The following is a 15,760-nucleotide window of genomic DNA, read 5'->3' on the forward strand; positions in this document are numbered from 1 at the left end:
GTCTGCATGAAACAGGGTCGAAATTTCCACCTTGTTCAGTATTGATTCATTGAATAAGTTATCTAGGTGTTAACAAAAATGAAGGGTTTATGGACATGGAACACGGCACTATATCACAACATTTTATTTCGACACCTAAATTCGGTGCTTGGAAATTGATTTTTACGCTATGCTCATTTTTTCTAGTGATGCAATTAGTTGGTTGTAATGCGATGCACACTGCGGTGAAAAAGCGAGATTTAAGAGTTGAAACTAAAATGAGCGACTCTATATTTCTTGACCCAGTCAGTCAAGACAAGCGTACAGTGTTTTTACAACTCAGAAATACATCGGATAAGCAGGATTTAGTCATCGCTAACGAGATACAAACTGCATTACTTTCAAAAGGCTACAAGGTTGTTAATGACCCAGATACAGCGCACTTTTGGATCCAAGCGAATATTCTCAAAGCCGGCAGAACGACCGCTGATGAAAATCGAGGAATTTTAGCCCAAGGCTATGGTGGGGCTGTAGCGGGTGCTATTGTTGGTGTTCAGTTTGGTAGTGGTCGAGGACAAGCAGCTGCAGGCTTGCTTGGTGCAGCTGCAGGCTTTGTTGCTGATGCAATGGTGGAAGACGTTTATTTTAATATTGTTACTGACTTACAGGTTTCTGAGCGCGCGAAATCTGGTGTTGAAGTACAAGAAGGAAATAGAGCTAAGCTAAAGCAAGGTAACTCAGGCTATAAATCGGTGACTTCAAACGAAGTGACTGACCGTAAAAAGTATCAAACACGGATCGTATCTACAGCGAATAAAGTAAATCTGGAATTCGTTGAGGCTCGACCTAGGCTAGTCCAAGGTTTAGTAAATTCTATTTCGGGCCTGTTGTAGCTAGGTGTTCGGTAATATTGAAAATATAGTACTAGGGTGGAAGTAACGTGCCAATACTATGTTTCCATTTATTTTTAACGGTTATAGCGAATAGCAGACACCCGTCATAATATAGATGCAAATTGTGATGGGGGTCTGTGTTAGTGCTCGATTGGCTTGTTATACAGCTTTTAACTCATGAGTCCAATCTTTCCATGAAATCGACTTGCCCGGTAATGCTATTTTTGAGAAAGGCCACACTGATTGAAGCCAATTTAAGACAGTCTGATAAAGTATTTTTTCTAACGCAATACTATCATCTCGAATCCACAAGTAGACTTCGCAGTCATAATTTAGTGATCGGCTTGGATCTATATAAACAGAGCCTAGGCATTTTTCCTTTGAATTGTTAAATATGGAATATGCAAAAGCATCCCTTGATTCAAATTCTTGTTTATGAATTTTTAAGCTTTCTATATTTTCTTCGAGGGTCATATTAACTTTAGGCCACTCAGTTTCAGGGCCAAATATTCCTTGTAGTCTTTTTTGACTGGACATTACTGCTTCAAAGTCTAACTCAGCAACTTCTTCTTCAAGCACTCTGAAGTGAAAATTTTCACTATCAAAGAACGTCGGAGGCTTAAACGATTCAGGAATAAATGGATTGGGCATACTCTGGGCTATCCGTAGTTGTATAACATTTTAGTATTTATGCGACACGCAGTTTGTGTTGCATAATCGCTGGTCGGACTGAGCCGCTACCTGCTCGGTGCGTCAGAGTTGGTGTCGTTTATGCTGTGGGCTTACTTAGAAAAAATAGGCTTTTTGGAGGCTTTAGCGCTCTTTGCTAGTTTGAACAGCTAATCTATTATTAATTAAGCTTTCCCTGCATCGCTCAGTGTTTATTATGTGCTCATTACACCTAAATTTGGCTGGATAAGCAATTATATTTTATAAGTACAGATAAAGGACACCCACCATAATATAGATGCGAATTATGGTGGGTATTTGAGTTAGCCCCAAGTCCCAAACCTCAGGTTAAATAATATGATTAACACTCAGGGCTGTGATTTATAGAAGCTTTCTAACTTATCTAAAAAATCATACAGTTTTTGGTTCATTTCGTCATAGTTATGACTCAGTAAAACTTCTGGCTCATCTACAAATCGATACAGTAAAGCGTCATTGAGATCGTCATTTTCAATCAGTAATGCGACGATATCTTTGGTAAATTCCATATGGCACTGAAAACCGTATACTAGGTCGCGGTAGCCGACAATTTGCCTTGGGCACCCGTCGCTATATGCAATCACTTGTGAACCATTGGTGAGCCCTGGCATATCATTATGCCAGTGACCGACATCCAACACTTTTCCAAAATGACTAAATAGTGGGTGTGTCATCCCTGCTTCCGTCAAGGTTATCGGGTACTTTCCGATTTCACGTTCAGGGCTAGGTTCAAATGTTGCACCTAACGCTTCACCAATGAGTTGCGACCCTAGGCATATGCCAAGCACAACTTTTCCGGCGGTAATCGAGTTCAAGATGACTTCTTGCTCACCTTTTGCATCGAAGTGCGGGCATTGCTCAATAGTTGTCGACGGATCTTGAGGTCCTCCCATGACAATCAAGAAATCTAAGCCTTCGATACTTTTTGGGAGCGGTTCTCCTTGATAAACTCGCGAGTAGGTAATGGTATGGCCGTGTTTATTTGCCCAAGATTCATAGGCGCCGGGCGCTTCAAAATGTTCATGAACGATAAAGTGAATATGCATCTTTGTGCCTTTTAATTTGCGATAGGCTGTAGATGGTATATTAAATTCGGATGGCGTAATTTATACTAACAGACGTTTAATGTTGATAAGTCGCCAAGATGCAAGCTAATGACCTCATCAAAGGTTCTCCAGATAAACAAATCGTAACTAAAACGATTAATATGGCTTCTGGCTATATTGATGACTTTCACTCACATTCGTGGCATCAAATTGTGTTTCCTTTGCAGGGGCTGCTGCAATCAAGTATCGGGGATAAAAGCGGGATCGTACCTCACAATGGTATGCTCTACATACCCGCAAATACAGTGCATAAATCCATAGCGATTACAGATACACAGTTTTTGGCGATTTATCTTAATCCCGACAAATATGTTCAGTATGGAGACAAACCAAAATCCTGTCTGGTAACGCCATTTATAAAAGCATTAATACTGCTTCTATTTGAAAACGAGACGCTCACTCAAGCAGAGTCCAATATCACACATTTGCTAACCGTATTGCGAGATCAGATCGAGATCGCAAACCGTTATGAAATACCCCTACTCATACCTACCGATAAACGCCTTTTATCCATCTTCTTACAGCTTAAAGAGCAACCGGATCTGCCATTTACGTTAAAGGAGTGGGCAACAAAAGTGGGCGCTTCTGAGCGCACTTTGTCGCGATTGTGCTCGAGGGAGTTTTCTCAATCATTTTCACGGTGGAGACAAAATGTAAGGTTAGTTTTATCTTTGCAATTGTTAGAGTCGCAAAAGAGCATACAAGAAATTGCTATCGAGTTGGGATACGCTTCTGACTCTGCGTTTGTGCAAGCGTTTAAGAAATTGTTCAACCAAACACCTAGAAAGTACAGAATTGCCAACTTACAGCACAACGTAAATTTATTTTGAGCAACTTCTGCTACTTGCTCGCGACTTGCACTAGAGAAGAAAGTATCTTATCGCGAATGCTTTTAAGTTCTGTCGGGTTTATGTAGTCTAGGTGAGATTTGATTATTGGAGGCATTTCGCGATGTTGCGAATTCTTTTATGTGCTAGCTTAGGATTAGCACCAAGTTTTGGGTTGGTTGCCAAAGAGGTAATGACTCCTGACAAGCTTTTGCAAGTAAAGCGCGTGAGTGCGCTTGGATTATCTAAAGACAACACCCATGTGATTTATAGAGTTACGACGCCAAACGTTGAAAATGATGACTTTGATAGCAAAGTCTATCAAGTGCCGTTAAAGGGTGGGGCGTCTCGACTTATAAGCGCGTATCAAGGGATATTGTCAGACGATAATATTTCGCCTGATGGCAGCAAAAAACTATTTCATGATACTGTAAATGTTGAAGCTGTGCTGGCCACGGATAGACATAAAGCGCTTACGAAAGCCAATGCTTACGTGTTTGATGATTTAAACTACCGCCATTGGGATACCTGGAAAGACGGCAGTGTTAAGCATGTGTTTTATCAGGATCTAATCACAGAAGAAAAAGTCGACATCATGAAAGGGATGCCTTTTGATAGTCCGACGTCACCATTTGGTGGTTCAAGCGACTATGTTTGGGGTCCAAAAGGTGAAAATATCTACTACGTTAGTAAAAAGCTGACTGGCGCAGAATATGCGAGCAGCACCAACACGGATATTTATCGTTATAACTTAGCCAGTAAGAAAACCACCAATCTAACCGAGCAAAACTTGGGTTATGATAAAAGCCCAGAGTTCTCATCCACAGGGCTGCTGGCTTTCTTACGTATGGATGAGCCCGGTAACGAGGCGGATAAAAATGACATCATCGTTAAGCAGGGTGACAGAGAAATCAATCTAACTGCGCATTGGGACGGCACGGTTAGCAGTTTTGAATGGGGTCATGATGGTAAGCATATTTATTTTATTGCACCAGTTGACGGCACAATCCAGCTATTTCAAGTAGCGGTGAACACCAAAACCAAAGCCAAACCAAAAATTAAACAGCTAACCAAGGGTATGTTTGATGTTAATAGCATTGTAGCGGCTCTAGACGATCAGTTAGTTGTTACTCGCAATAGCATGAATCAAGCAAAAGAGATCTTCCGCTTTGATCTGAATAGCAAAAAGCTTGTTGCGCTGACAAATGTGAATGAAGCGCTTTATGCTGATTTGGATTTACCTCACGTTGAAAAACGAATGGTGAAGACAAAAGACGGCGAAGACATGCTAACTTGGGTTATTTACCCGCCTAATTTTGATAAACGCAAGCAATATCCAACGCTATTATATCTTCAAGGTGGCCCACAAGCACCGTTATCACAGTTTTACTCCTTCCGCTGGAACTTCCAAGTGATGGCTTCACAAGGGTATATTGTGGTTGCGCCAAACCGTCGTGGTATGCCAGGGCACGGCGTGAAGTGGAACAAAGATATCAGCCAAGACTGGGGTGGTAAGGCGATGCAGGACTACCTTGATGCAATCGACGATGTTGCGAAAGAGTCATATGTTGACAACAAACGTATCGCGGCAGTTGGTGCCAGCTTTGGTGGTTACTCTGCGTTTTACTTAGCTGGTAACCACGATGGTCGTTTTAAAACCTTTATCGCGCACTGCGGCATTTTTGATTTGCGCAGTATGTACGGCACAACCGAAGAAATGTTCTTTGTGAACAACGAATTGGGTGGCGCGTACTGGGAGCAAAACAATGCGGCCATTAGCAAAGCATACAATCAGTTTAACCCAATCAGCTATGTGGATAAGTGGGATGCGCCGATGTTCGTGATCCATGGTGGTAAAGACTACCGTGTACCGCTGAGCCAAGGGATGCAAGCTTTCCAAGCCGCAAAACTTCGTGGCTTGAAGAGTCGTTTCCTTTATTTCCCTGAAGAAAACCACTGGGTACTGACACCGCAAAATGGGATAGTATGGCAGCGTGAATTCTTCAAGTGGTTAGAAGAAACCTTATAATTGCTGTAATTAGCATCTTTATTGAGTAGCTGCATTGAGCACGGAATAACAACTCGCTTTCTAGCCGTTGTTATTCCGAAACAAAAATTGATCGCCAAAGCAATATTGTTCGATTGGCAAGACAACGGGCTTGGTTATTTATGACGGTGTCAAAGCTGAACCCACCGATGCGAAGCAAGTTGCTTCAACTTCTAAGCCATAATCAACCTATGTAAATGAAGCAAGCGTTGAGGCGCGATACATTGTAGTCACTTTACACAATTAAGGTGATTTACTCATGATTAAACGGTTATTTTTAATTTTTATTTTAGCTACTTTTTCTTTTCCCCCATTGGCAAAAACATCGGATGACCACCGTGTATTAATTGTTCTTACCAGCCACGACCAACTAGGAGATACTGGTCGAAAAACAGGGTTTTGGCTCCCTGAGCTAACGCATCCGTATTACCGTCTAAAAAAGGCCAACATCAAAGTTGATATTGCAAGCATCAAAGGCGGTTTTGCCCCAATAGATGCGAGAGCACTGACAGAGCCTGATAGTTATCATCAAGTTTTTTTAAATGACGCAGAGTTGATTAATAAGGTGATAAATACCATTCCACTAAATAAAATAGATGCAAATGATTATGATGCGGTAATTTTTAGTGGCGGATCTGGGCCTATGTGGGATTTCCCTGACAATCGTGATGTTGCGCGTGTCGCTTCCGATATTTTAAATAAAAATGGAGTACTTGCTGCTGTTTGTCATGGTGTAGCAGCGATCACGAATGTTAAGCTTGCGAACGGAGACTATTTAGTTAAAGGTAAGCGGGTTACAGGGTTTAGCAATCAAGAGGAAAGTGATTTAGGGACAACGGATATTGTCCCATTTCTATTGCAAAACCGGCTTATCGAGCGTGGCGGTATTTACTCTTCAGCAGCTGCATGGCAGACCAATGTAATCGAAGATGGACAGTTAATTACCGGACAAAACCCTGCATCAGCCACATTACTTGCAGAGAAAATTATCGCAAAGTTAGATAGAAGGTAACTAGCTCCAACACGTCATAATTATTTGTAAACCAAGGAGATATAAGCCTATGTTACGTTAAGTTCTTGCCACCAAGCAGAAGGCGGACTGACAAGAGGCTAGCATAAATAAGTCGGTTTATCTTTTTGGTTTTCGTTTCAGATAGTATCCGAATTGTAGTGTGTTCAAATAGGAGGCATACTAAGTCAATCAAAGGAAACTAGAAGGGTGAACAAATGTCTAAATGGATAATAGCTGGACTTTGGTTACTTATGTTGGCTATGAATACAAAGGCAGCTGAAGAAGCGTTAACGATTGATAATGTAGTGCCCAACAACATGGCATTAGCGTTTGCGAATGACGCAAATATCTATCCAGATAGTAGTGACTTCAAAGTACTTAACGCGGTGTTGATGAGTAATGAAAGCGGTGAGCGCTGGGCTGTGGTTACACTCAAGAACCAATCAAGTGGCCGCCGCACGTTAACACATAAACATCTATTGGCACTGACGGCAAATGGTCAACGGATCGCGCCAATGAAACTCTCTGAAAACTTTGATGGCGGGGAAACGCTTTCACTTACATTAGCTTTCGGTGAGAACAAGTTCCCGTTGCTGAGCGTATATACGCGTAACTGAATTAAGTTGTTCTGGTCTCAAAATAGCCGACTTTTGAGTTGGGCTTTTGTTACCAATGAAGGCCTAACAACTAATACTGCGCCTCCCCAAATTAGTTGTGCGATCATGTAACTGGTATAAACAACGAAAAAGCCCTAACAGATGCGTAAGGGCTATATTCGATGTGTTTGCAAGCAATATCTATTCTGCTTTAAAGACGTTTTATTTGAAGGTGAAACCCGGCCTCCACCACTTTAAAAATCTATTTAATAAATAAGATTTCGCCTTGCCTGTACGTTTAGTGCAGGCAAGAGGCGTAGCAGTTTTATAGCCAGGTTTCCTTACCTAGAAATAGTCTTGTTAATTAAGCCGATTAATAAATATGTCTCGCTGTAACATCACTGGGTATTAAATTCCCAAGACTTAGTTTCTTCTTCCGCACAGCTAATCACCATAGCGCTGTTGGTATACTGATTAAGGTATTTAGAGCTGAGGCACTTACCTGTAATGCGGTTGCGGATCTGATATTTATCGTTGTCATAGGGGCCAATAAAATCCCAGATTGAATTGTTACTTGGTTCTGTCGGTGCAGTTAGGCCAAAATGGTCGTACTCTGCGGCGCCCGGATCTGTCAGATAATGCCCATCTAGTGGATCATGGATCAAGTAACCCCCTTGCATACCTTCAAGCGTGACGCGTTTCATGCTCTGCTCGCAGCCAGCCGATAAACCGTATGACATTTTAGAGCCTATGTAGCCAACTGACCACAAGCACATACCATTTTGACCCAGCTTGAGGTGGCGACCTAGCGGTGGTGCTTTGCGGTCAAATGCCCAAGTCTCGCTGTTATCACTACAGTTGATATTGATTAGGCTACCATTGTTTGTTGCTAGACACTGCTTGGTATCTTTATTGCGTAGCGCAAATTTATTGTCTCCGTTGGTGTCATAGATATACCACACTGCAGCAGGCTCAGTAATGGTTTCTGCAGGCCCAAAAGGGGAGCCCGGTGTGATAACACGATATAGCCGGGCATTAGAAAAGCCGATGTTATTCTGGCTTCTTAAATGTTTGCCGTCGGTAAAACGGGCAATTTTATAGCCATCATCTAAATGAGTAAGCCTCAGCTCGTAGCTGTTTGCATTACAGTCTTTGCTAGCGCAGGTATTGTTACTGGTGTCACGCAGACGAACCAGCGCGTTGTTTGTCGGTACGTGGCTGCCGTTGATCTCCCACTGAGCTCCATTACAGCCACCGACGGACAGCGACTCCCCAGAGACAGTCAAGCACCGGCCAGTGGACTTATTTTTTAGTTCATAACGGCCTTGTCTATTGACTGAGCTGAGGTGCCAAGTTGCGTCACTACCTCGATCCGAATATATCTGAAAGCCAGAATCGCCGCCCTTGTCTTTAAGGTAACGGTTATCTTCAGCACGTTGGATTGAATAACCGTCATTAAAAGGTTCAAATACGAAGTGGCTGGCACCATAGGTACAAACGCTACGCACTTTAGATTGCTGGTCTACACAAAGGTTGGATGCACCATGTTTTAGACGAAGGGCATTGTGAAAATCAATAGCTCCCGCGTTGCTCGTCAACTCATTGCGAGTCATGATCAGGTTATTGAGGTCCCATGAGTCTATTACATGTGCAAGGTTGTACATCACTTCCTTCACATCCACATGTCGGGATGTTTGATCTAAAAAGGAAGGGTTGCGGATCTGACTGATACGAGAGTTGTAGTTACTATCACAATGAGAGCCATTCATTGAATAGTTGTCGTAGTCATCAGTGTAAGAGTTATGACGACATGGTGAGATAAAGGCTTCTCGGTACTGGATCAGTTTAGAGTCTTCAAAATTTAGGCTCACAGAAATCAGGCTTGGATTTCGGCTATTGGGCACGACTTCAAGGCCAATCTGACGCAAAGCCTCACCCCAGTTGCCGTCTTTTAAACTCATGAAGTCGAAGAAGGTTGCATAACCTAAAGTACAAGAAGCATTGTTTGCACTGCTCTCTTCCGGTCGGGTAAACAGGTCGGTAAGGTACTGATCACCAGAGCGAATATCATATAAAGTAGTATAAGGAACGAGTCCATCGTCACTGAGATTATGCCAATAAGGCGGTGTATCCAAGTTCGCGCACATATTGTCGAATTCTGCTCGGTGCAAAAAGGTCATTTGCATCGCACTAACAAAGCCTGGGATAACACTTCTAGTGAGGGTATCAAATGTGGTTTTGGAGACAGAACCTGTGTCTATCTGTTTGAACTGGTTCTGGATCACAGTCGCAAGGTCATCTGCCATCTTGCTATATTTCTCGGCAAGACTATAATGTAACCCTTTTAGGTCCGAAGTGGCATCTCTATGTGCTGACTTCATAAGATGCTGAATATCATTTAATGGTCCTGTTAGCTGACTGACTTCCAGATTCGATATACGCGCTTCGAAGTGGGATAAGCAGCCAGCCAATGTTGGGTCCGCACCGTTAATAGACTCTTCGTTCATAGAGTCCATTATCGTGTCGTGAAGTAACGGATAGACTACGCTTAAAGCAGGGCTGCTTTCAAAAGCTAATCCTGCAAAGTTGTTTGCCAGAGACAGTGCGCCACTTTGATAATCGACGGTGGTGGAGGTACTGCTGGTACGTGACGCGTAATCAAAACAGGGACCTTGTAAATTATTTGCTAATGATTTTTGTGAGATCAGAAGCGAACTTAGTCCTAATGACACACTGAGTGCCAAGGTGAGTTTTTTCATTATTTTTCTCTAATTTGAATTTTTTTTGTTCTTGATGCTGTTACCGTCCCTTTTGGTGATTAAATTTACCTTCTTTGGCATTTTTCAGCTTCAACATGATTGACCCTTATTGAAAAAGTTACCTCCTAACAAGTTACAAAATGGTTTGAAAAAGTAACATCTGAAAATGGAAGGTCAATTAAAAGGTTTAAAAATGAGCTTGTGTTACGATGTTATGTATTTTTAATGTAACCAAAATGATGCTTAAGCGTGAGTTATTACTTATTTACTTAATACAATTGGTATTAGCGCTCAACTCTTGCTTAACAAGCTAAGCAAGAGTTGAATGATGCAGCAAAGTCAGGACTAAAAAGAGAAATAAAGCGCTAGGTTAAGCGCGTAAGGTAAATTTTTGGATCAATTGTGCCAGCGCGCTTGCTTGCTCGCTAAGTTCTTCACCTGAGTGCGCAGCAATTTGAGTGTCTTGCAAAGAGCTGCGACTAGATTCTTCAATATGCGAAACATCACGTGCCATTTCACTTGCAACCACCGATTGTTCCTCTGTTGCTGTTGCAATGGATTGGATCATGGTCGCGATTTCCGATGCACTTTTGACAATTTCTTCAAGTTGCGAGCCTGCTTCTTCAGCCATCAAGACACTTTGCTCAACTTGGTTGACGCTACTTTGCATCGACGTAACAGCATGTTCGGTTTGTAATTGTATAGACTGAACTGTTGATACCACTTCTTCAGTCGCCTTTGACGTCCGTTCTGCTAATGTCCTAACTTCATCAGCTACCACAGCAAACCCTCGGCCTTGTTCACCTGCCCTTGCAGCTTCAATTGCTGCGTTGAGAGCCAGTAAATTAGTTTGTTCTGCAATGCTGCCAATAACACCGATCACATTGCCGATTTGACTACTTAGCTCCCCTAGGTTCGTTACGTTGCTGGCAGTATTTTGAACATCTTTCGAGGCTGCTCGGATTTTTTCAATAGTTTCACCTACCGAACCTCCACCTTGTATGGCAAGCTTTTTTGCCTGCTCGGCATGGCCTGCTGCTACTTGGCTTTGTGTCGCTACCTCTGAAACGGTCGCACTCATTTCTTCAATTGCAGTAGCTACTTGTGTTGATTGATCTGAGGACGATTGGCTTCGTACAGCAATTTGGTTATTGGTTACAGCAATGTTTTGGCTAGATGCACGAACCTCACCAACCACTTTACTGATTTCTCTGAGTAGATTGTTTAACGATGCCGCCATCTTATTCGTTGAAGACGCCAGGCTGTCGATTTCATCTTTACTTTGGTGAACAATATCAGGCTGGGAAATATCTCCATTACTGACTCGCTCGGCAATTTCTAGGACCTGATTTAACCGATTAATAATGGATTTATTCAACGAATAAGCCACTATCGCACCAATTGCGGCCGCAAGTATACAAATGATAATTATAATAAAAAGTGTTGAGTTCAAGCCATCAACTAAATTATCAAGAGACCTTGTTGCATCATCTCTTTCTTCGTTTGCTGATACCGTTAAGATTTTATTCAACGGTTGAAGATATGTTTCATCAGCAATTTTTAACGCTCGACGACTTATTTCAGTACTTGTATTTTTAGCGAAAAGATCGTCGTTAATACGTTTTTGGTATTGAGATATTAAACGCATGATTTCAGACATTTTTTCACGGTCAGATGCTTTGCTTGATTCGTAAATGTAGAGTGTTTTATGCGTTTCCTTAAAAGCTTCAAATAAACGTTCGAATTGAAGTTTTTTACTTGAATCGCCATTGGCATATTCAAGTGCTGAAGCCTCTAGTCGATGGCCGATATCTAATAGCTGGTTGTAATAAATCATACCTGGTAGGTCGTCGTTTTTGATTTCTAGAGCACGGGATGTTTCTACGGAGACCTTTAACCATACGAAAACGCTGGATAATGTCATGAGTAGTATTATTGTGCCAAAGGCAAGGAATAGTTTTCTACTTAGCTTCATGGTTACAACCTGAATATCAAATATGGATTAAGTTCAACTTTGATGCGAAATGACACTATTTACTACCTTGTTACGTAATAATGAATTGTTCAGTGCATTCATCGAAGTACGAGTTTAAGTGGACTATTTTTTGATACTGCTCTTTGAGCGTATTTCTCCTAAGGGTACATTGAATATAGCATATCTTCACAGGTAGCCTGAGTTTCGATAGTTAGTGTTTTTATAGCAGTCTGTTTAGCACTTACTACGACAGTCATCGTGTCTTGCTTACAGGTTATAGTAGATAGCAGGACGCGAAAGTGGGGTTATCTCCACAGCTCTCTTGCTGTTCAAGGAAATAATTTAAGGGCATTTAACAACAATAAAGAGCCCGCTCACTATCTAACACCAGATTAAATGTTTTATTTGTTCTGTTTATTTATACACTTTAATTCGGACTGGTGTAGTGTTTGTTGCGTTTAGTTGAATCTTTTTTGACTTAAATCAGACACAGTCAGTGAGGAATTTTGAACACTAGCGCTAAACTACTCTTAAGGGGCTGTGTGTTCGATGTTTTTGTAGTTAATATAGGCAGGCGCGATGGCCTGCCTGATAGTGGATTAAAACTTAGACGGTGCTGGAGGCACTGTCAGTGCTTTCTTCGGGTTATCTTTTAACTCCTGCAATAGCTCTTTTACCGCACGCTCGACCGACGGGTCTTTACCTGCATGAACCAGCTCTGGTCTATCAATCACTTCGATATCAGGGCTGACGCCCTCATTTTCGATGATCCAATTGCCTTCATTATCAAGAATGCGGAAGGTTGCAGCGATAACCTGACCTCCGTCAACAAGACTTGGATTACCTGAGATACCGATAAGGCCACCCCAAGTGCGAGTACCAATTAGTTTGCCAAGACCTGCCTGACGGAAGTAATAAGGTAGAGCATCACCGCCTGAACTTGAATAGCCGTTGATCAACATCGCTTTTGGACCATCGTGAGCAAATTGTGGAGTTTTTGTTGGCTCAACACCACGACGTTTCCAGTAATTAAGCGGTTTACGAGCAAGCCAAGTGATCATGTGCTCGGGGATAAAGCCGCCACCGTTATATCGGTCGTCGATGATCAGCGCATCTTTACTCGTTTGTGGCATAAAGTTCTTAAATAATGAACGGTTACCATCATAATGAGTATTTGGTAGGTGAACGTAGCCAATCTTACCGTTTGATAATTTATCCACATAGTCAGCGCGTGATTGAACCCATGCCATATAACGTAAGCCTTGTTCGCTGGCGACAGGTTTTACCGTGGTTTTCCAGCTATCATCAGCGCTTGGCGATTTACTCAATACCAACTCAACTTGCTCGCCTTGGGTATTTTCAAGTAGCTCGTAAAAGTTAACTACGTCTTTTACCGAGCGACCATTTACCGAGATGATGTAATCTCCCGCTTTGGCATTCACGCCGGTTTCGTCGAGTGGTGAACGGTAGTCTTCATGCCAGTTCTCACCTTTGTAGATACGCTCAATTTTTACGTAGCCAGACTGATGCGCGCTTATTTCTGCGCCAAGTAAACCATGCTTTTTGCGCTCGGCTGTTGGGGCATCACCAGATTGTACATAAATGTGACCTGCATTGATTTCTCCCGCAATTTCACTAAGTACATAGTCTAAGTCGCTACGGTGTGCGACAGCGCTGGCAAGTGGTTGATATTTATCTAAAATTGCATCCCAATCTTGACCGTGGTGATGCTCGTCGTAGAACCAATCACGCAATGTACGCCAGCCTTCCACATACATTTGTTGCCATTCAACTTTAGGGTCGATTTTCAGTGTCATCTTAGATAGGTCAAGCTGACTGCTCTTTAAGTCCTGTTTTGGCTTAGGCGCTATAACACTGTAATTATTGCCAGCACGAGCAATTAGATGCTTACCACCAGCGGCAACCTTATAGCTGCTTACCCCTTCGGCAACCGTCTCTAGTTTGCTATCGGGTTCTGTGCCTAGGAGCTTCAACGCACCGCCCGTTAAGGTTAGTACGCCACCTTCAACACCTGTAAGCGAACCGTAGTTACCCGCTGGGGCTGAGAGTGATACAACCCGCGACATAAAGCCGTTGGCCTCAATGTAATTTTCTTGTTTGTCACTGTCTTTTTTCGTCTCGCCGTCTGATTGAATGCTTAGCTCATCACTTTCAAACGCGTTTAATGGCTTGATATGACTATTCACCGCAACGCTATAAATGCGTGTGGCATTATTAAACATATAATCAAATTCATAGCTGCTAAAGGTGAGGTTATAGTCGCGCTCAGAAGTGAAATAAATGTAGTTACCGTCAGGAGAGAAAGTCGGGTTACGCTCACTGGTCATGTTGTCAGTCAGGCGAGTGACCTTTTTATCCTCAGTATTATAGTGCCAAAGCGAGGCGTAGCGGTTTTCATTGTTCTTAACAAAAACAATATCTTCACTGTTTGGCGACCAAGTATATTCGGTTAGACCATCTTCGTCGTATTTGGCGGTGTCAATTTTATGCATATCGCCAGATTTCGCATCAACCCACCATAGCGTATGGTTTTTATCAGCAAAGAGCAGTTTGCTGCTATCAGCCGACCAAATTGGCGTAAAGCGCCAGATGGTACCATTGTCAGTTAACTGGATGGTTTTGTTGTTATTTGCTCTATCTTTTAGATAGATCTCATATTCACCTGTTTTATCACTCATGTAGGCAATATAACGACCATTTGGTGACCAGCTAGCTTCAATTTCGCGGCCTTCTGGCGTGTAAGAAAGGTTGCGAGTTGGGCCCTGTTTTACTGGGACTGAGAATAACTCACCACGGGCAGTAAACAATGCACGCTTACCATCGTGTGATATATCCATTGAATCAATAAAGTCGCTAACGTTTTTACTATATGGCATGGCATATTGACGCACACCTGAAACATCAATTTTTAGCTTCTTCGCGGTCTTTGTCGCTTCGTCAAAGCGATATAAATAGCCGCCATTTTCGTAAACAATGGCATCTGGTCCAGCTGATGGCCAAAGCACGTCAAAGTCTTTGTGGTCAGTCATTTTTATCGGTGACTTACCATCGCGATATTTATAGAGGTTGAGCGTGTAGTCACGATCAGACACGAAGTAAATACTGTCATTCACCCAAGTTGGTTGCTGATCGGTTGCTTTGTCAGTCGTAAGTTGTTTGGACGTATTGTTTTCAAGATCGTAAATCCAGACATCCTGTGCTCGACCACCACGAGAACGTTTCCAGGTTCTAAACTCTCTGTCGATTGGTGTGTAAACATACTTGCTACCATCAGGGGAGAGCATACCACCACCGGTTTCTGGGATGGCCATCGGCTGCTCAAGTCCACCCTCTACTGGCACCATATATGGGCGACCCATACGTTTGCCCCATGGTGTGCGATTTGCTCTAAAAACGATATGTTTGCCGTCAGGCGTCCAGTCCATCACACGATAATCAAAACCACCGCGGGGAGGCATTGGGCCAACGTCGTTATAATATGTGAGTTGTTTTAAACCAGAACCATCGGCATTGATCACATATATCTGGCGGCTGCCATTATATTCAGCGGCAAAAGCGATTTTGCTGCCATCTGGTGAGAACTTAGGGAAAGTTTCAAAACCTACATGGTCGGTCAATCGTTGGCTTTTACCTGAATTGGTATCTGCAATATAAATGTCGCCAGCGTACACAAAAGTGACTTTATCTTTGTGAATATCTGGAAAGCGGAGTAGGCGAGTATCTTCTGTCTGATACGCCGAAACAAAAGGCGCGGCTGCCGTAGCAATAGCGAGCATGAGTGTTTTTATCTTCATCATAATATAGGCATTTCCGTTATAATTTTGATACATAATAACG

General features: G+C 42.5%; 10 protein-coding genes. 5 read left to right on the forward strand and 5 right to left on the reverse strand.

All coding sequences use genetic code 11. The annotated features are described in order from the left end of the window. Positions 1 to 95: 95 nt before the first annotated feature. Positions 96 to 872, forward strand: a complete 777-nt coding sequence (locus CWC29_RS20890; RefSeq protein WP_138523404.1) for a complement resistance protein TraT — start codon at positions 96 to 98, stop codon at positions 870 to 872. A gap of 159 nt (positions 873 to 1,031) precedes the next feature. Here CWC29_RS20890 and CWC29_RS20895 read toward each other — a convergent pair whose 3' ends face one another. Then, complete coding sequence (locus CWC29_RS20895) at positions 1,032 to 1,523, reverse strand: hypothetical protein (protein WP_128727486.1); 492 nt, start codon at positions 1,521 to 1,523, stop codon at positions 1,032 to 1,034. A gap of 386 nt (positions 1,524 to 1,909) precedes the next feature. After that, a complete protein-coding gene (locus CWC29_RS20900) occupies positions 1,910 to 2,626 on the reverse strand; it encodes a type 1 glutamine amidotransferase (protein ID WP_138523402.1) in 717 nt (238 codons plus the stop codon). A 98-nt stretch (positions 2,627 to 2,724) separates the two neighbouring features. Here CWC29_RS20900 and CWC29_RS20905 point away from each other — a divergent pair, with 98 nt between their 5' ends. The 4 genes from CWC29_RS20905 (at position 2,725) to CWC29_RS20920 (ending at position 7,189) form a co-directional block, all read left to right on the forward strand. After that, positions 2,725 to 3,516: an AraC family transcriptional regulator gene (locus CWC29_RS20905; protein WP_138523400.1), complete on the forward strand. Its 792-nt coding sequence runs from the start codon at positions 2,725 to 2,727 to the stop codon at positions 3,514 to 3,516. A 121-nt stretch (positions 3,517 to 3,637) separates the two neighbouring features. After that, positions 3,638 to 5,542 carry a S9 family peptidase gene (locus CWC29_RS20910; protein ID WP_138523398.1) on the forward strand — a complete coding sequence of 635 codons (1,905 nt, stop codon included), beginning with the start codon at positions 3,638 to 3,640 and terminating at the stop codon, positions 5,540 to 5,542. A 277-nt stretch (positions 5,543 to 5,819) separates the two neighbouring features. Then, the gene (locus CWC29_RS20915) at positions 5,820 to 6,572 is read left to right on the forward strand and encodes a type 1 glutamine amidotransferase domain-containing protein (protein ID WP_138523396.1); all 753 of its coding nucleotides are present in this window, start codon (positions 5,820 to 5,822) and stop codon (positions 6,570 to 6,572) included. Between the two features lie 215 nt (positions 6,573 to 6,787). Then, complete coding sequence (locus CWC29_RS20920) at positions 6,788 to 7,189, forward strand: hypothetical protein (RefSeq protein ID WP_128727481.1); 402 nt, start codon at positions 6,788 to 6,790, stop codon at positions 7,187 to 7,189. A 377-nt stretch (positions 7,190 to 7,566) separates the two neighbouring features. On the opposite strand, the gene CWC29_RS20925 is transcribed toward CWC29_RS20920, so the two are convergent. From CWC29_RS20925 to CWC29_RS20935, 3 genes are all read right to left on the reverse strand, one after another. Next, positions 7,567 to 9,927 carry an RICIN domain-containing protein gene (locus tag CWC29_RS20925; protein ID WP_138523394.1) on the reverse strand — a complete coding sequence of 787 codons (2,361 nt, stop codon included), beginning with the start codon at positions 9,925 to 9,927 and terminating at the stop codon, positions 7,567 to 7,569. A 370-nt stretch (positions 9,928 to 10,297) separates the two neighbouring features. Continuing rightward, positions 10,298 to 11,902, reverse strand: a complete 1,605-nt coding sequence (locus CWC29_RS20930; protein WP_128727479.1) for a methyl-accepting chemotaxis protein — start codon at positions 11,900 to 11,902, stop codon at positions 10,298 to 10,300. 599 nt (positions 11,903 to 12,501) lie between these two features. Beyond that, positions 12,502 to 15,753, reverse strand: coding sequence for a S41 family peptidase (locus CWC29_RS20935; RefSeq protein WP_209319194.1), 3,252 nt, complete (start codon positions 15,751 to 15,753; stop codon positions 12,502 to 12,504). Positions 15,754 to 15,760: the final 7 nt, after the last annotated feature.

It is taken from the genome of Pseudoalteromonas galatheae (assembly GCF_005886105.2).
In the GTDB taxonomy this organism is placed as follows: domain Bacteria; phylum Pseudomonadota; class Gammaproteobacteria; order Enterobacterales; family Alteromonadaceae; genus Pseudoalteromonas; species Pseudoalteromonas galatheae.